General features: G+C 49.3%; 17 protein-coding genes. 1 reads left to right on the plus strand and 16 read right to left on the minus strand.

Going from position 1 to position 17,712, the window contains the following annotated elements:
- Positions 1-12 precede the first annotated feature (12 nt).
- Positions 13-1,323: an RNA polymerase factor sigma-54 gene (gene rpoN, locus V7126_RS10825; RefSeq protein WP_236809574.1), complete on the minus strand. Its 1,311-nt coding sequence runs from the start codon at positions 1,321-1,323 to the stop codon at positions 13-15.
- A 75-nt stretch (positions 1,324-1,398) separates the two neighbouring features.
- Between rpoN and yvfG the strand changes: the two genes are divergently transcribed.
- On the plus strand, positions 1,399-1,611 hold the full coding sequence (yvfG, locus tag V7126_RS10830; RefSeq protein ID WP_175075543.1) for a protein YvfG: 213 nt from the start codon (positions 1,399-1,401) through the stop codon (positions 1,609-1,611).
- A 21-nt stretch (positions 1,612-1,632) separates the two neighbouring features.
- Here yvfG and V7126_RS10835 read toward each other — a convergent pair whose 3' ends face one another.
- The 15 genes from V7126_RS10835 to V7126_RS10905 all read right to left on the minus strand — a co-directional run bounded on the left by V7126_RS10835 (position 1,633) and on the right by V7126_RS10905 (position 17,544).
- Complete coding sequence (locus tag V7126_RS10835) at positions 1,633-2,598, minus strand: polysaccharide pyruvyl transferase family protein (RefSeq protein ID WP_175075544.1); 966 nt, start codon at positions 2,596-2,598, stop codon at positions 1,633-1,635.
- Positions 2,599-2,609: 11 nt separating this feature from the next.
- Positions 2,610-3,755 (minus strand): DegT/DnrJ/EryC1/StrS family aminotransferase, encoded by a 1,146-nt coding sequence (locus tag V7126_RS10840; RefSeq protein ID WP_175075546.1) that lies wholly within the window; start codon positions 3,753-3,755, stop codon positions 2,610-2,612.
- A 22-nt stretch (positions 3,756-3,777) separates the two neighbouring features.
- Positions 3,778-4,404, minus strand: coding sequence for an acetyltransferase (locus V7126_RS10845; protein ID WP_335497584.1), 627 nt, complete (start codon positions 4,402-4,404; stop codon positions 3,778-3,780).
- Positions 4,404-5,006 carry a sugar transferase gene (locus tag V7126_RS10850; protein WP_175075549.1) on the minus strand — a complete coding sequence of 201 codons (603 nt, stop codon included), beginning with the start codon at positions 5,004-5,006 and terminating at the stop codon, positions 4,404-4,406. Before V7126_RS10850 ends, V7126_RS10845 begins: the two co-directional genes overlap by 1 nt.
- Positions 5,007-5,025: 19 nt before the next feature.
- A complete protein-coding gene (locus V7126_RS10855; protein ID WP_236809550.1) occupies positions 5,026-6,582 on the minus strand; it encodes an MATE family efflux transporter in 1,557 nt (518 codons plus the stop codon).
- A complete protein-coding gene (locus V7126_RS10860) occupies positions 6,579-7,598 on the minus strand; it encodes a glycosyltransferase (protein ID WP_046131047.1) in 1,020 nt (339 codons plus the stop codon). The genes V7126_RS10855 and V7126_RS10860 overlap by 4 nt, the downstream gene beginning before the upstream one ends.
- Positions 7,595-8,674 (minus strand): polysaccharide pyruvyl transferase family protein, encoded by a 1,080-nt coding sequence (locus V7126_RS10865; protein ID WP_175075553.1) that lies wholly within the window; start codon positions 8,672-8,674, stop codon positions 7,595-7,597. The genes V7126_RS10860 and V7126_RS10865 overlap by 4 nt, the downstream gene beginning before the upstream one ends.
- A gap of 11 nt (positions 8,675-8,685) precedes the next feature.
- Positions 8,686-9,717 (minus strand): glycosyltransferase family 2 protein, encoded by a 1,032-nt coding sequence (locus V7126_RS10870; protein ID WP_175075555.1) that lies wholly within the window; start codon positions 9,715-9,717, stop codon positions 8,686-8,688.
- Positions 9,718-9,786: 69 nt separating this feature from the next.
- Positions 9,787-10,890 carry an EpsG family protein gene (locus V7126_RS10875; protein WP_175075557.1) on the minus strand — a complete coding sequence of 368 codons (1,104 nt, stop codon included), beginning with the start codon at positions 10,888-10,890 and terminating at the stop codon, positions 9,787-9,789.
- A gap of 2 nt (positions 10,891-10,892) precedes the next feature.
- Complete coding sequence (locus V7126_RS10880) at positions 10,893-12,053, minus strand: glycosyltransferase family 1 protein (protein WP_175075559.1); 1,161 nt, start codon at positions 12,051-12,053, stop codon at positions 10,893-10,895.
- Complete coding sequence (locus V7126_RS10885) at positions 12,046-12,888, minus strand: glycosyltransferase family 2 protein (RefSeq protein WP_046131052.1); 843 nt, start codon at positions 12,886-12,888, stop codon at positions 12,046-12,048. Before V7126_RS10885 ends, V7126_RS10880 begins: the two co-directional genes overlap by 8 nt.
- Positions 12,885-14,033 carry a glycosyltransferase family 4 protein gene (locus V7126_RS10890; protein ID WP_175075560.1) on the minus strand — a complete coding sequence of 383 codons (1,149 nt, stop codon included), beginning with the start codon at positions 14,031-14,033 and terminating at the stop codon, positions 12,885-12,887. Before V7126_RS10890 ends, V7126_RS10885 begins: the two co-directional genes overlap by 4 nt.
- 11 nt (positions 14,034-14,044) lie before the next feature.
- Complete coding sequence (locus V7126_RS10895; RefSeq protein ID WP_175075563.1) at positions 14,045-15,862, minus strand: polysaccharide biosynthesis protein; 1,818 nt, start codon at positions 15,860-15,862, stop codon at positions 14,045-14,047.
- 256 nt (positions 15,863-16,118) lie between these two features.
- Positions 16,119-16,802: a CpsD/CapB family tyrosine-protein kinase gene (locus V7126_RS10900; protein ID WP_175075565.1), complete on the minus strand. Its 684-nt coding sequence runs from the start codon at positions 16,800-16,802 to the stop codon at positions 16,119-16,121.
- Positions 16,792-17,544: a YveK family protein gene (locus V7126_RS10905; RefSeq protein ID WP_046131056.1), complete on the minus strand. Its 753-nt coding sequence runs from the start codon at positions 17,542-17,544 to the stop codon at positions 16,792-16,794. Before V7126_RS10905 ends, V7126_RS10900 begins: the two co-directional genes overlap by 11 nt.
- Positions 17,545-17,712: the final 168 nt, after the last annotated feature.

Below are 17,712 nucleotides of genomic sequence, written 5' to 3' on the forward strand. Positions count from 1 at the left end.
GCACGTCGGCCTTTATTCGTACCGTTTCCTGACGGATGACGGCAAAATGTTGAGCTGGTCTCGATATTTGGCGACGGTTCGCCTCGAAATGACGATCCCGTGAGCTTCCTTTAATAAATCGGCCAGCTTTTGGTCTGAAAGCGGTTTCATTTTGTTTTCCTCTTCGATCAGGCGGCACAGATGCGCTTTCACTGTATGGCTTGACGTATGGCCGTCGCCTGAATCCTTTACTTTTGCCGAAAAAAACCGCTTCAGCTCGCAAAGTTCATAAGGCGTTTGCACCGTTTTCCCCTTTACCGCCCGGCTCACTGTCGATTCGTGGATGCCGAGGGCATCTGCCACCTCTTTTAAGGTCAGGGGCTGAATATCATGCTGTCCGTTAAGAAAATACCCCTTTTGGCGAACCATGATTTCCTTCATGACCCTTGTCATCGTTTCCCTTCGCTGCCTGAGCGCCTGGTCAAGCCATTTCCACTGCCTGTATTTCTCAGATAAAAACGAGGCAGTTTCATCCTTTGCCCGCCTTTCGAGAAACGCTTCGTAAAACGAATTGAGCTGGATATCCGGAAACGAGCGGCGGCTGAGCTCTAGCGTCAATTTTCCGTCCTCGGCGGAGACGACGACATCAGGCTCGATATAGACGTCCCGTTCATCAGCATCATACGCCAGCCCCGGCCTTGGCGACAAGTTGGCGACAATATCTTGAATATTCTGAAGTTCAGCCAGAGACAGGCCTGTTTTAACAGAAAGCTCCTTCCACGCTTTTTTTGCGAAAAGCTCAAAATAGCTTGAAATGACGGTTTCCGCCTGATAGGTATCTTTCGGCAGCCGTCTTAGCTGGATGAGAATGCATTCCTGAAGAGAACGCGCACCGACGCCTGCAGGCTCCAGAGACTGCAGTTTGGCCAGAACCGCTTCTGCCTCCCCGGCTGGTACGGACAGCTCGGACGCGATAAATGACAGCTTTTCCGTCACATAGCCGTTTGAATCAAGCGATTCAACCAAGTAGGCGAAAATCCGTTTTTCCCGGTTTGACAAATGCAGGTCAAGCGCCTGCCGTTTCAGGGCGCTTTTTAGCGTCTCGCGGTGATACGCCGCCTCTGGAACAATCGTCTGCTCCCGCTGCAAATGCTGCTTTGTTTTATGGTAAAATGATCGGGGAACGTCGGAGTCCTTCCGTTCGATAAGAGGGTTTTCCATTGAGAGCTCATCTATCTTGCTGTTGAGTTCGGCCGAGGTGTACTGAAGCATGGTAATTGCTTGTGTAAGCCCCTGGGTCAAGTGAAGTTTTACCGTTTGCTGCTGCTGCACATGCAGTTTCATCATTTCTCCCCTCCCATTATTAGTTTACACGATCGAATCTTTACCGTATAGACATAAAAAGGAGTGTTTTCTGTAATGACAGAACTATTTTCAGTGCCTTATTTCATAGAAAATTTTAAAGCCCATATTGAAATGAATCCAGACGAGGATAAGATTCATGCCATGAACAGCTATTACCGTTCCGTCGTTTCGACGCTTGTGCAGGACCAGCTGACAAAGAACGCAGTTGTCCTAAAACGGATTCAGCATTTGGATGAGGCTTACAACAAAGTAAAGCGCGGAGAATAAGGGAAAGAAAAAAGCCGTCTGTTACACGGGAACAGGCGGCTCTTCTGTTTTTTCCTGGATGAGCTTCGTATTGGGGATATCTTTCATCCATGTGTTGTAGTAGTTTGCATTTTTCCCGTAGGAGTTGTCGATCACGATGTTTTCCTTTTGAAGCAGGCAAGATAAAATGTGCCCGTGAAGCCGTGAGGTGACGACTGATTCGTAGCAGCTGAAAAATCGGATCGATTTGTTGACGAGCATGTCTGAATAACGCTCCCAATAATGAGCGATCGGCAGCGGGTTCCCCGCTTTTTTATTAAGGGCGTTCAACGTTTGCAGCCGCCTGATGCCGCGTTTGTCGCGGTCTGACAAAATCACAGGCCAGTCGTATGTATCAGGCTCCTGCGCTTTTTGCAGGCTTCCGTTTGCTTCTTTATCCGTTCTGATTAAGCGCAGCACGGATTCCGACGGCTTCTCCGTCGGCTCAATCGGCCAGAGCTGATGGGCCATGTCAGGCATCATCCTGATGTTGTTGAGCCCTTCAAAGTGTTCGTTTGCAAATTGAAATGACGCTTTTTCCCTCGTATATAAATGAAGATCCGGGTGTGCCGTCAATATATCTCTTGTCCGCCTGATGTTTTCTTCATTTTCATAGTAAATCGACTGCGGGAGGATCACGATCCGATTGTTCGGGTAATGCTCGATGACGCGCTCCCTGAACTGTTGAAAATGAGGGTACAAATCTCCGAAATTGCCGCCTCCCTGGCAAACGATAATCGCTTCTTCGGGAATTTTCCGTCCCGGATTAAAGTTTTCCGCGTTCCACCTTTCGCGGACGCGAATGCCGTATGCTTTAAAAAAGGCCTCCGTTCCTTTCATAATCAATAAATCGCCTACATTCCCGTAGAGGGGATAATCCAAGTAAACGACTGACGAATGCTTTGGAATGACATCCAGCAATTCCGCCAGCTTTTCCTTCAAGCTGTCCATGGAATAGATTGTGGTCATTGTTTTACACCTCATTTATATATGATCCGGTCACAGAGCACCTGAATGATCCGGTCTTGTTCTTCGCGCGTCAAGCTTGAGCCTGACGGCAGGCAGAGCCCCCGTTCAAAAAGGTCGTCGGCAACCGGGCAGGTTTCATCATGCGCATAAAAGGCGGCGCCTTTAAAAAGCGGCTGCCTGTGAAGCGGCTTCCATAACGGACGCGCTTCAATATTTTCGCGTGCAAGCTGTTCGATGATGTCCGCCGGTGACGTTTTGATCTTTTCTGCATCAAACGTCAAGGTCGTCAGCCATCTGTTTGACATGCCGATTTCAGGCATGAAGTCGATGCCGTCGATGTCAGAGAGCGCCTCCTGATACCGTTTAAAAACAGCGCGCCGCGCTTTTACCCTGTCATCCAAAACGCCGAGCTGGGCGATGCCGATCCCGGCCAGGACATTGCTCATCCGGTAGTTGAAGCCGGCTTTCTCATGCTGGTAGTGAACGGCCGGCTCTCTCGCCTGGGTCGCCAAAAACCGCGCTTTTTGCAGGGCTTCCTCATCATCGCTGACAAGCATTCCCCCGCCGGAAGTCGTGATGATTTTATTGCCGTTGAATGAATAGATGCCAAACCGGCCGAACGTTCCGCTCTTTCTTCCTTTATATTCTGATCCGAGCGATTCGGCTGCATCTTCGATGACCGGTACGGCATATTTGTCGCAGATCGCGATGATCTCGTCCATTTTGGCGCTTTGCCCGTATAAATTGACAACGATGACGGCCTTTGGAAGGCTCCTTTCGCGCTCCGCTTCGTCCAGCGCCCGTTCGAGCGCTTCGGGAGACATGTTCCACGTATCCGGTTCAGAATCGATAAACACAGGTTCGGCCTGTTCATAGAGTACAGGATTGGCACTGGCGACAAACGTAAAGGAGGAACAAAATACTTTGTCGCCTTTTCCGGCCCCCAATAATTTGAGGGCGAGATGAATCGCAGCCGTCCCCGAGCTGACGGCTGCCGCTCCGGCCGTTCCGGCATATGATGCCAGCTTTTCTTCAAACGCATCGACGAGCGGACCGAGAGGCGCGATCCAGTTTGTCCGAAAAGCTTCCGCTATATAGCGTTCCTCCTCACCGCTCATGTGCGGAGGCGATAAATAAATTCGCTTTTTCTGATCCATTGTTTTCACCCTTTTTACGCAGTTATTTAATCGTTCGCGCCGGTGTTCCGACTGCGGTCGAATCGTCCGGAATATCGGTGATCACCACCGCGCCCGCGCCCGTCACGCTTCTCTCTCCGATCGTTTTTCCGGGAATGACAACGGTTCCTGCGCCGACGTGCGCTCCGTCTTTAACGGTCACGCTTCCGGTCAAAATCGTTCCCGGCGACAGGTGGACATAGTCGCCGATCACATTATCGTGTTCAACGATCACGCCGGTGTTGACGATGCTGTGTGCACCGATAAAGGCATCAGCCTGAATGACGCTCGCCGCCATGACGACCGTCCCGTTTTGAATCTGCGCCGATTTGCTGATGACGGCGGACGGATGAATAAGCACCGCATACCGTTCAAGCGGGAGGCCGAGATTTTGAAACAGCTTTTCCCTCGTTTCATTGCTTCCGACCCCAAGCATAAACTTCGCGTCCGAAAGCTCCTGAATCAGCTCTCTCGCCGCATGGGAAGGTCCTTTATAAAGCCCGTTTACTAGCTGAAGCTTCTGAAACCGGTCATCAAGAATTCCGGCCAGCACTGTATCCGGCAGCTCTTCGACGATCTCCCGGATGACCTTGCCGTGGCCCCCCGCGCCGATGATTACCACGTTTTGCATCATGCATTCCTTCTCCCCGTGAATTTTTCGGCGGTGACATGATGGTCCTGGCTGACGCCCTCTGACTTCATCACCTTGCCGATCGTCAACATAATGATTTTCAGGTCGAGAAAGAAAGACCTGTGATCGACATACCAAACATCGAGTTCGAACTTTTCTTCCCATGTCACTTTATTTCTGCCGTTGATTTGCGCCCAGCCCGTAATGCCGGGTCTGACTTCGTGCCGCCTCCACTGCCGCTTTGTATATAAGGGAACATATTCCATCAACAGCGGCCGCGGACCGACGAGGCTGAGATCGCCTTTGATGACGTTGATCAGCTGCGGCAGTTCATCAAGGCTCGTTTTTCTGATCAGCTTTCCCGTCTTTGTCAGCCGTTTTTCGTCGCTGAGCAGGTTCCCTGCTTCATCCCTTTCATCTGTCATCGTTCGAAACTTATACAATGTGAAAGGCTTCCCGTTCAGCCCCGGACGCGTCTGGCGGAACAACACGGGCGAGCCGATTTTCCACCTGATGATGCAAGCCACAAGCAGCATGGCCGGACTGAGAACAAGGAGCAAAACAATCGCTGACACAAGATCAAAAAACCGTTTAGCTTTCACGAATACCGCACCCTTTCTCCTATTTGAAAAATCCCTTCTGAAAAGGGAGCAACGCAGAAGTCCGAAACTTTTGCAGCCAGCTTAGAACTGAAAGCCGTTCTTCTTTTGTACATAACACAAAATATGCAAACAATACGTACGCACCAGACGCTGCCAGCGCCGTCATGATAAGGGACGGCAGGCCGTCGACCGCAAAAAAGAACTGGATTGCGAAGCAGACGCCCAATGCGAATGAAGCGCCGGCAAGCGGGGCATACACGCCTTTATAAAAGACCCGTTTTCGTTCATCCGTGATCTTTGAGGCGTACATCGGGGTGAAGACGACGTTTTTCAGCATTAACGCAACAGCCCCGGAAAGCGCGATTCCGTAAAGGCCGAGTCCCGCCGGACCGCTCAGCACGACGGCAAGGATCAAGTTGACGGCGCCGAAGGCGACCGTCGTCAAGGCCGGCGTTCTCAGCTTGTTGTAAGCTGTAAAAATGTAAAAAAGCGGCGCAGGGCTTAAAGATACGACCAAATAGCCGGCATGTATCAATAAAAGCCATTTCAAATGCTCGAAAGAAGGTCCGAGCCAAATCGTCAAAAACGGGCCGGCCAGCCCGCCGAGCAATGCCGCAGGCAGCGCAAGGATCAATCCGTTGAACCTGACGGCCCGATTGGCATAGCGGACAAGCCCTTCTTTGTCACCTTTTGAATAATAGAGCGTAATCGTCGGGGAAAATACGGCCGCAAGCGTTGACGACAGCGTCCTCAATAAAAGCGGGAACTGAATGATCGCCGCGTACATTCCGGATTCGCTGACCCCAAGCATAAGATTGGCCACCATTAAATCGATTTGCAGAAACAGCAGCACGCCGACCTGGCTGACCGAGCTCCATCCCCCGGACTGCAGCAGCTTCCTGCATTTTTTGAGCGACATATCCTTGATCCGAAACGAATACCAGGGAATCAGTTTTTTAAAGAAAACGAAAGACAGCATGCACGCTGACACGGTAGCGATGAAAGCGGCAAGCTGAATGTGCCAAATCTTCGGCGCGAACAATGAAAAAATGCAGACGACCGACAGCACGCGAATCAGCATTTGCACCGCCTGGATCGTGCTCGTGATATAGATTTTATTGGCGAAAAATGGACCTGCCGCAAATCCTGACATAAAAAACGTCAGCAGAAAGAGCAGGCCGCCGATGAACAGCGCGATTTGCACATCGCTCAAGAGACCCGCAGGGACGCGGATGATCCGGTCGACAAAATAGATCGTTCCGCCAAGCGGCAAGAGCAAAACGAGCGAAAGGGCAAAAGACGAAATCATATACGTATTCATATAGCCTCTTGCCTCATCGAGCGCCCCCCTGTGGGCCGAGACGGAAAAAAATCTGACGACGACCGCGCTCAAGGCGACTGTAATTATCGAAAAATAATTGATCATGTTTTGCGTTAAATGAACGAAGCCGAACGCTTCAACTCCGAGCGTTTTGATGACAAACGGAGTCAGCCACATCGAAAACAGCACGGATAGCAAAAAGGACGCCACATTGGCGCCCAGATTCAGTAAAAATGTCTTATTCAAAAGGCTCATCCCTTACTGGGCAGATTTCGTTTAAAAAACAATTCGAGCAGGATCGGAACATGCAATTTGCATAACAGTAAAACAATCCGCTGTCCGAGCAAAAGCTTTTTATTGCGCAATGACGTTTTTTCCACCGATGACTGTACCATCCGGTAGGATAAAATATCCTTAATATGCCGCCTCACTTGTTTTGAAGGCTTCGGTTCGGCGCATGCATTGGCCAGAAGCATCGGGATCTGGTGTTTGCACATGTACGTCTGCAGATCCTCGGAACATTCCTCAAACATCTGGAATGTCTCGTAAAATCTCTTTTTTGCACGATATTGCCTGATCAGGCTGTCATCCATGTACGGCTTAAAAGGAAGCTCTGTCAGGCTCTCCGGATTACACCTGTACATGTAATAGCCTTCATCAATCGCTTTTACGCGCTTTGCGGCGTAAAAAGCGTACAGGTTAAACGGCGAATCTTCCGCAAAGCGAATATCTTCATAAAAATAAAGCTCGTTATGCTTCAGCAGGTCGCGCCTGTACAAATTCCGCCATACATACCAGATGAACCGGGTTTCGTGCGCCCTTCTCAGCTCATGCTTAATATCCCAGCCCAGCAGCAGGCGTCCGGCCGGCAAAGACGGAGGAACATACTCGTTTCCTTTATCAGAATGCTTATGATAGCCGCACATGACGATATCAAGATCGTCCTCCTTCGCAGCGGCGTACATATTTTCAAACATCGCCGGCGACACAAAGTCGTCTCCGTCGACAAAGCCGACATACTCCCCTGTTGCTGCATGGAGCCCGGCATTTCTGGCGGAGCTCAGCCCGCCGTTCTTTTTATGGATCACTTTGACTCTTGCATCCTGATCACAATACCGTCTTGCGATGTCTCCCGATCTGTCGGGTGACCCGTCATCAACGAGAATGATTTCGATATTTCTCAACGTCTGCCTGAGCAAAGAATTGACGCACTCTTCAATATAAGCTTCGACATTGTACATCGGAACGATGATGCTGACGAACGGCTTCATAGGGCATCACCTAATATCTTCCGCTTCAGATCGGTGAAATAATGATCCCTCGTCGGAGCGTTTTCGTATGATGCATCTCTTTTGATCAATTCCTTGATCGCACCGAGCACCTCTGCCGTTCCGGGCTTTTCGACAAGCTTCATCGATGGGATGTCTTTCAGCCAGTTGAATCCTTCAAGCACCTTATGGTCGAAGGAACGGATCACGACGCACGGCGTTCCGGTAATCGCGCAAAAGATCATGCCGTGCAGCCTGTCCGTCACCACAACTTCAGCGCCTCCCAATTGATCCCAGAGCTTGTTCAGCTCCATCTCGCGCGAGACGCTGCTCACTCTCTTGCCGATCGTCGTCGTAAACGTTCTGACCCCTCCGTATTCGTCAGTAACTGCTTTCAACAGCGCTTTTCGCTCTTCTTTTTTTAGAAAGCTTTCTTTATCATCCCTCAAGCACACCAAAATGCCGTCTCTTTCCTCCTGCTTCTCTTTCTTTAAATACAGCACCATGTCCGGCTGCTTTAAAATCGTTTTGCCCGCAAAATGCCGTTTCATAAATTGATAGGTTGTCTCGTCGCGCGCCATCAGCAACAGGCGGGGATGGGCATTGTAGATTTTTTTTGCCCTTTTTAATTCCTTTTGTCCGTAAGGCGTCTTCGAAAAATGGGCAGTGGCCGGAAGCTGCACGATTTTATACTGCTTAAAGGTCTTGATGATAAAGCGTCTCGTCCATTCTTCATTTCTGTATAAATCGCCCATATTGCCGCCGCCGATGATAAACACCATATCCTCGGGGTGGCGGACGCGCCGCAGCGCTTTTGCGTGTTTGTAAATATCATTGATGCCGATCTCGATAACTTCAAAATCGGGAAACTCATTTTCTATAAATGTTCTGCTTGCCAGGGCAATCGCGTGATCCCCCAAATTATCGTGGGAAGGAATTAGCGTCAAAATGATCTTTTTCTTCCCGTTATATTGGTCAAATCTTTTTAAACCAGGTGTTCCCATCACGAATTCTGATGGATATTTCACCTTCAGCAGAAGCCATTCCGCAAGATTGACTTTCCATTCCTGAAAGGTCATGTCCTCACCGCCTATTTCTTCATTCTGTACTCGATCGTTTTCTGATACAGCGCTGCGAATCCGTACACGGCCGGCACGAGACGCCAGCGTACGAGCAACAGCAGCAGCTTCTTCTTCGAATCAAAAGCCGTCAGGTCGACAGCGGGAATTTTCCTTCTAAACTCAGGAGAGGCGCAAATCCGCCTGATATTTTTGTATTTTTCCGCCGAAGGGTTTTTATTCAGGCTTTTGCACTCATTCAAAATGCTGCCCAACGCGTGGTTGACGAGAAAGACGTGAAGCGCGTCTTCCAAAGCTTGAAGCCCGCCGTGCTTTGCCAGGCATTCAAGATTTGCCTCGTATAGGGCAAGGCCGTCTTCGTAAAGCCCCGGCTGATACTTTTGGACAATCGATGTCAGGTGAACCCTGTAGTGGTACAAAGGCTTTGTCACAAACGCCGCTGTATTTGCAAAAAACAGGCACCTGAAACTGAAGTATTGATCTTCGATATTCTCCAATTCATCCCTGAGCGGAAAGGCGAGCCGGTGCTCTTCAATCAGGCTGCGCCTGTAAAGCTTGTTCCAGGAAAAACCGCTCACCTTGCCCTTGAGCAGATCTGTGATGTATGCGTCTTTCGGCTTTCCGGCGTAGCGTTTCCCAATCTCGGGAAAGATCGTTTTCCCCGTATCCTGAATGTCTACGGCATAATCGCAGATGACGAGATCGGCTTCCTCGGCCTTCGCTTTTTCATACATGGCCCTGCAATAGTCGGGCTCAATCCAGTCATCCGAATCGATGAAAGCCAGATACTCTCCTTCGGCGGCTTCTATTCCTTTATTCCGCACGGCCCCGAGCCCTTGATTTTCCTGCTGGATCGTTTTGATCCGGCCGTCCTTCCTGGCAAAATGATCAATGATTTTCTGGCTTCCATCCGTCGAACCGTCATTGACGATGATGATTTCGATATTTTTTAAGGTCTGGCTGATCAGCGATTGTAAACAATTCAGCAAAAAAGCTTCTGTATTGTATACTGCGACCAGTAAGCTAACGGCTGGGTTTTCCAATATGATTGACTCCTTTGTCGACATTTTTCACAAGACCGGAATGATCCGCCGCCTTGTCTGTTTCATAGATTAACGTTCAAAAATCGTTCTGTACGGCAGCACCGAAGAATCGAACGGCATGAGCATAAAGCTGTATAAGAAATAACAGATCAAAAACAAAACGTATAAAAGCGCATTCGATTTCGGTTCAAAAATCCGGACAAAGTAAGGAACGAGAATCAGCTGATAAAGTCCAAAATAGATGTTAAACCTTGCAAAGATGACATCCTTTGTCGCCAAAACACCGAATAAAAAACCGATTAGGCAAAAGTTGACGATATAGTCGATCTCTGGCCAGCGCTTCCTCAGCTGCTCTCTGAAGCAAAACGCAAGCACGAGCGGAAGGAGAAGGACGATGATTTTAATCGAGTTCATCCCGTTTGAATTTTTCATAAGCCACTCTTCATAATGTCCGTATGAACTGTTTTCAAGCACGACGATAAAGACGGAAAGAAACTTTTGATACATGAAAGTCCCGGCTAAAAATAGAAGAGTGAGCAGACCCATGACAGGCGACCACGCTTTTCTTCTGACAATGAAATAGACGGGAATCATGATAAGTGCAGATGAATGAAACAGCGAGCAAATCAGCACGGTCATCGTATAGCGCACCCAGTTTCCGCCGATCACGTATTTGACAGCCCAAAACAAGGCAGCCGCCACCATGTACTGGCGAATCCCGTTGAATGACGCATAGTAATAGAACATACCTAAAAATAAAAACATGCTTAATTCAAACGGCCGTCCGTATACATAAAGCGTCTTGACGATAAAAAAATAGGTGATGATGCTGACGGTGACAAACATGATCTGCGGATCTCTTGTGATATGATTCAACAGCCACAAGAGCGCTGTGAATCCCGGATCTGTCGAGGCTTTGGCCCCGCCGAATCCGAAGATCGCCCAAATGCTGTCGTATTTGCCGGCCAATTCGTAAAGCAGCATATAGGTTTGGAAGTCTGTTCCGACCTTGTACCTCAATCCGGCGACGATGATCAGGGAAGCGAGCGGCACGGCAGCTAGAATCGCATTCGGACGGTAGCCCGTCGGCAGAGAATGATCTTCTTTGCCGTACATTTTCGCAAACCATGACCATACGAAAACGATCCCCATATTCAGCATGTAAACGGCCATGTTTACTGTCCTTCTGCTAAGGAGATCGAATAGAGATCCATTAACCTTGTCAGATTCGCTTTCGCATCATATCCCCTCGCCGCCAGGGCGCTTTCGATTTCGGGCCAAGCCGGCTGTTCCGCCTGCTGTGCCCTGCCGATCTCCTCTGCCCATCGGTCAAACCCCGCTCCAAGGCTGACCCTTTTCAATAAGCCGAGACCCAGGTCGGTTTCCTTCGTGATGGTGTCCGAGACGACGCAAGGAAGACCGGAAGCCTGCGCCTCCACAAGAACGAGCGGCAGCCCTTCAAACAAGGACGGCATCACGAATACGTCAAACGTCCGCATCAAGGAAGGAACGTCTTCAACAACGCCGAGAAACAAGATCTCGTCTTCAAACCCGAGCCTTGCCGCTTGTTCTTCGATTTGTTTGCGAAGCGGTCCGTCGCCTGCGAAAACCGCCTGAAAGGGAGTGCCCGTTTTTTTGAGGCGGCCGGCGAGCTCAAGCAGAAACGGGTGGTTTTTTTGTTCGAAAAAGCGGCCGACATGACCGATCACAAACGCGTTTTCGCTGATGCCGAACCTTTTTCTCATACCGGCTTTTGAGCGGCTGTTCGCCACTTGAAAACGGTCAAGGTCAATCCCGTTTTGCAAAAGGTGAACCGCGTTTTTGCTCATCTTCTTTCCGCCGAACAAAAAACGGCCGGCATCTTGGCCGCAGGCGCAAAGCGCCGTGGAGCACGCAAACATGAGCCGGCGGAACAACCGGAGCTGAACCGCATCCATAAAACGGGGATTCGGCTTCCAGGCCGTATTATGCGAATGGCAGATGCGGACCGGAACGCCCGCAAGCTTTGCCGCCAAAGCGGCGAAGCCCGTCTGAAAGTCGGTGTGAGCGTGAACTGCGGAAAACGGCCCTTCTTCGATCAAAACGTCCCTGATCCTTTTGATATAAGAAAGAAGACCGGCCGTGCCGATGCTCGGCACATAAAACACGCGCCCGCCGAGCGATATGATTTCCGGGTCGTAGTCGCACGTTTCCTCCCGGTGTGAAATGAAATCGAATTGGATCTGGCTCCTGTCGGCATGGCGGTACATGTTCATAATCATCGTCTCCGCGCCGCCGCGGTTCATTCCGCTTACGATGTGGAGCACCCGTTTTGGTCTCGCGCTTCTGTCATTCATGTTTTACGACCCCTCCGCCTTCATTCATCAGTCTTTTTTTATGATATTTGTTCATGATAAAGGGAGGCATGAGCCCCCTGATGATCGGTTTCATGATGTAGGCATAGTCGGAAAGCGGCAGCTTCAGCCGTCTGCATGCGTCATAGACGATAAACGCATTATCGATGGAATAACTGAGCTTTCTCCTTTTAAACGCCGATTCGTCTTCCCTTACTTTGTACAATGCCTCCTGAAGATTGTAGCCTCTGTATCCCGCTTCAAAAAACCGGAGCCATAAATCGATGTCTTCCATTCTTCTCGTCCGCCTGCCGACGCGGTAGCCTTTCAGCGCCTGATAAGCTTCAGCACGCATCATGATCGTCGCATGGCAAAACGGCGTCCCTTTTGCCATGATTCGCGGAGTCGGCGCAGGAGGCAGCATTCTGACGCCTCTCACGCCTTCTTCATCAAAAGCGATCATCCCGCTTCCGACGACATGGTAATGGGGCTGCTTTTCCAAAAACGCGACCTGTTTTTCAAAGCGGCGCGGCAAAGAGATATCATCGCCGTCCTGGCGCGCGATATATGTCCCGCCGGCATATTGGAGGCAATGATTCAGTGAAGCGGCAAGGCGCTTATTTTTCTCATTCCTGACCAGCCTGATTTTATCGCTGTAATGGTCGGCATACCGCCTGGCGATGTCATAGGTCCGATCTGTCGAAGCGTCGTCGCAGATGATCATCTCCCAATTTTTATAGGTTTGGCTCAAAATCGACTCGATGCTTTCGGCTAGCGTGTCTTCGCAATTGTACACTCCCATAATGACCGATACTTTCGGCTTTTGCCGGTTTGTCATCCTTTCAGCCTCCTTTCAGCTGCATCGTTTTTCATAAAGGAAGAATATATGTCCGCCATCTCTTTGACCGTGCGCTGCTGCGAATAAGCGGCAGCCGTTTTTCTTCCCTCTTCACCCATCCGTTTTCGCAATTCGGGAGAATGGTAAAGCTGGAAAAGACGGTCGCTGAAGGTTCGGGCGTCTCCCTGCGAAATGAGAAAGCCGTTTGCTCCGTCTTTGATGACTTCGCGATGGCCGCGGTTGTCGGTGGCAACGGCGGGTTTTCCGGCTGCCATTCCTTCAAGGAGATTCATGCCGAGGCCTTCCCTTATGCTTGAGGCGACAGATACGTCGGCAAGCTTGATCCATTCGTGAATGTCCTTTTGAAACCCCGCAAACGTAACATGGTCAGCAGCTCCTTTTTGCTCGGCCAGGCGGCGGTACTCGGCTTCCATCAGCCCCTTCCCGGCAAAGACGAACCTGACGTTTGGCATCCTTTCTTTTAAGTAAGCCGCTGTTTCGATTAAAAGCGCCTGATTTTTGTTCATGTTCAGCTCAGCCGGATAAATGAGAACGAAATCGTCTTCATTCAGACGGTATTTTGCTCTAAGCCGTCTTTTTTCTTCCTCATCAACAGGGTGAAACCGCCCGGTGTCAACGCCGATGCCGTGGATCTTTTCCGTCCGCATCCTGCTGCTGAGGCCCTTTGCAAGCTCATAATCTTCTTGATTAATCGTGATCAGGCAATCCGTCAAAAAGGAGAGCCCTTTTTCGATCGGATAGTACAGCAGCCAATTTTTCAAGGGTGCTCCCTGGCAAAAGTGGAAACCGTGGGCGGTATACATCACTGCCGTTCCCCTTTTTCTCTGCTTTCTGGCGGCAAGTCTGGCTAATACGCCGCCCATCGGAGTGTGGCAATGGATGATATTGTACTCATGTTCATCGATGATGCGCGAAAGCTCTCGAAATGCCGCCAGGTTGCCTGTACGAAAGGGAGAACGCTCGATCCCGATATCGAATTGCCGATCGGCAAAAGGCAGCTTCATGCTCCCTTTCGCCGCTGCGTGAACCGTCCAGCCCTGCTCTTTGAACCACTTAAAATACGGAAGGTGAAATGCTTTAAAGTGATAATCCACCGTCGCGCAAAACAAAACCGTTCTCGTCATGATTCTTCCTCCTAATGCGCTGTCACCAGCTTTTTCTCACGCTGTCCGATAGCGCTGAACAAACGCTCTCTCAGTTCGCGGTCCGACAGATACATAAACTCATCCATAAAGGTTTTGAGCACTGTCCATTCGACATCGACCGCCTTGCCGATATGAATTTTCGGAAAAACCTGTTCAGCCAGCACTTCATTTTTGTTGAGCAGTTCTTCGTACATTTTTTCGCCCGGCCGTATGCCCGTAAATTCGATTTTGATCTGATCTGTCGTGTAACCTGACAGCTGAATGAGATTTTTCGCAAGATCCACGATTTTTACAGGCTCTCCCATATCGAGCACGAAAATCTGCCTTCCCTTTGCAAGGGCTCCCGCTTGAATGACCAGTCTTGAAGCTTCCGGAATCGTCATAAAATACCGGGTCATATCCTGGTGTGTCACGGTTACGGGGCCGCCTTTGGCGATTTGCTTTTTGAAAATCGGAATGACGCTTCCCCTGCTGCCGAGCACATTTCCGAAGCGGACAGCGACGAATTTTGTTTTGCTCGTTTTGCCAAGATTCATAATCAGCATTTCGGCAAAACGCTTCGTCGCGCCCATGATGTTGGCCGGATTGACCGCTTTGTCCGACGAAATGAGGACAAACGTTTCGACGCCTGACTCATCAGCGGCTTCGGCGACGTTTTTCGTGCCGAGAATGTTGTTCTTGACCGCTTCTTTCGGACACTTTTCCATGAGCGGAACATGCTTGTGCGCAGCTGCGTGATAAACGACATTCGGTTTATAGCGCTCCATCAGCAAGAACATTTTCTCCCTGTCCTGGATGTCGGCGATTTCGGGATAGTAGCTGACACTGCCTCCGAATTTCTCTTGCAGCTCAAGCAATATGGAATGAATGCTGTTTTCTCCATGGCCGACCAAAATGATTGATTTGGGCTTGAATTTGCTGATCTGCCTGCAGATTTCCGAGCCGATTGAGCCTCCTGCACCTGTGACAAGAACGACGCGGTCTTTTACGGTATTGGAGATTTCGCTCGTATCAAGCTGAACGGGCTCCCTGCCGAGAAGATCCTCTGCCTTGACGTCGCGAAGCTGGCCGACGGGATGCCTGCCGAGCAAAATCTCGTCGATTTTCGGCATGATCTGCGTTTTGACGCCCGTTTGTGCGCACGCTTTGTACATCTCCTGCATTTGAGTGACGGTCAAGGACGGAATGGCGATGATGATCATGTCGATATTCATTTGCCTGACCGCCTGAACGATCTGTCCTTTCCCTCCCAATACGGGAAGTCCCATAATTTCGAGGCGGTGCTTCGTTTTGTCGTCATCGATAAAAGCGACAGGCTCGATATTCAATTCGTGCTTCTGCAAAAGCTGCTTTGCAATTAGGTTGCCTGCTGAACCTGCGCCGATGATGAGGGCTCTGGCAGATCCCTTGCTTCCTTTGTTCACGCGCTCCCTGATGATCCGCCACATCATCCGCGATCCTCCGATCAGCAGCAGCTGGAACAGCCAGCTTAAACATAGCAGGCGGATCGGAACATTTTGAAAGAACAGCAGTTCAATAAATATTGTCATTAGATGGGACAATGTAATCGATTTTAATAACACGCACAATTCCCCAATGCTCGCATATTCCCACACTTTTTTATAAAGATGAAAGAAATGGGCAAATAAGTGCTGGGAGCCGAGCAGAAACAGCGAGGTCATCAGCAGCATTTCCGAAGGGTATAATTCATATGATGGCAAAATCAGCTGGTACCCGATGAAAATAGACAGCATAACCAAGTACGAATCGAGTGCGGTGATAATGGAAAGCCTTCTCCGATATGTCAATTTCCTACCTCCTCAAGTATCTTTCTAGCTGATGACATTTTTTCAGGCAAAATACCATCAGCTAAAAAGATACAAACATTGATGAATCCGAAAATGATGAGAGTAAAATGGGCATTTAACCCGTCCTCACGCCCCGCCATCGACGACTTGCATCTAAGGCAGCCGAAAACGCCTGCCCACAGTAGAGCCGAGTGCCTCCATTGATATAGGTAAGGAAGACATCACCTTTTTTCGGCCTGATGCGGCCTTTGAATTGCTAATAGTTGTATTGACGCGCTTTTTTGACTTTCCTTCCGTTTAAGACCGCCCCAAGCAGCTCGCTTTTTGAGGAATTGAGCGCATCCCTTGCCTTAATGGCGTTATCAAGCTTTGTTTTTCCGCTTAAAATGATCAGGATGCTCCCGTCCACCTGATTCGCTAAAATCTGCGCATCGGCAACTGGCAAGAGCGGTGGAGAGTCCAGAAGCACAAGGTCGTACTGCTTGTACGCTTCCGCAAGCAAATCCTCCATAGCCTGTGATGACAACAGTTCGGCCGGATTCGGCGGAATCGGCCCGCTTGTCATCACATGGAGGCTCTCTGCCTGGCTTTGCTGAACGACGTTTTCCAGGTGCGTTTTTTTCATAAGCACATTTGTGACGCCTGAATGATTATCAAGCTGAAAGATCTTGTGTATAGACGGCTTTCTCAAATCCGCGTCGATAAGAAGAACCTTTTTTTCCTGCTGTGAAAAAACGACCGCCAGGTTTGCAGCGGTGAACGATTTCCCTTCTCCCGGAAGACCGGATGTAATCAGCAGTGATCTGAACGGCTTTTCAAAAGAGGAAAATTCGATGTTCGTCCTGATCGTCCGGTACTGTTCGACAATCGGCGTATTTGGCTGATGCAAAGCGACAAGCGCTGACTCGTATTTTCGCGAGCGTTTTTTTCTAATAGCCAAGCGGCTCACTCCTTCCGGTTTTTACGCGAATATTCATATTAGAGTCTTTTCGGAAACTGCTTTTCTTGCCTTTCATCTGTTCGATGCTTCCGAGATAAACGAATCCCGCCTCCTTCTCGACTTGCGACGGACGCGCCACCGTATCATCGAGAAAATCGAGAAAAAACGCCAAGGCGATTCCAGCCATCAATGCAGCTCCAAAAGACAGCAAAATATTCATTTTGTAATTCGGTCTGACCGGTGTCGGCGATTTGACAATGTCAGCCTTTGAAAGAACTGTTACACGATCGGTATTCATAATCTGTTTAATTTCTTTTTTGAGAACAGCCGTTAACGTGTTCGCGATTTCGGCCGCCCTTTTTTGGCTTTTATCTTGAACCGAGATGTTGATAATTTCTGATTCGCTTTCGCTGCTCGTCGTAATTTTCTCCTTCAATCCGCCGACAGATTCCGGTAAATCAAGCTCTTGTTTTACCTGCTCCAAAATAACCGGATTCTTTAACAGCGCTTGAAACGTCCGCGTATATTGAAGGTTGATTTGAATATCGCTGAATGTGGCACTCCCCTTTTTCTCACCGACCTGATGGACCAAAATCTGCGTCGAAGCCTGATAGACAGGTGTCAGCACAAAGAACTGAATGAATCCGCTGATCATCGTTACACCTATTGTCAAAGCCAGGATTAGAACAGTTCGTTTTCGTAATATCGCAATCAATTCTCTAAAATCTATGTTTTCCTTCATGCTTGACTGCCTCCTCAGGAATGCCGTTTGTTAATGATTGGATTATAAAAGAAAAAATTTGAATTGAAAAATGCTGAATTTAGCTATATAGTTCTCTTTAGAGAACAAATTCGTTCGTTTTCTTCTATTTTCTGTTGATATCTTAAATTTTTGAATTTTATAAAGAAC

The organism is Bacillus sp. JJ675, from assembly GCF_036963165.1.
GTDB lineage: Bacteria > Bacillota > Bacilli > Bacillales > Bacillaceae > Bacillus > Bacillus glycinifermentans.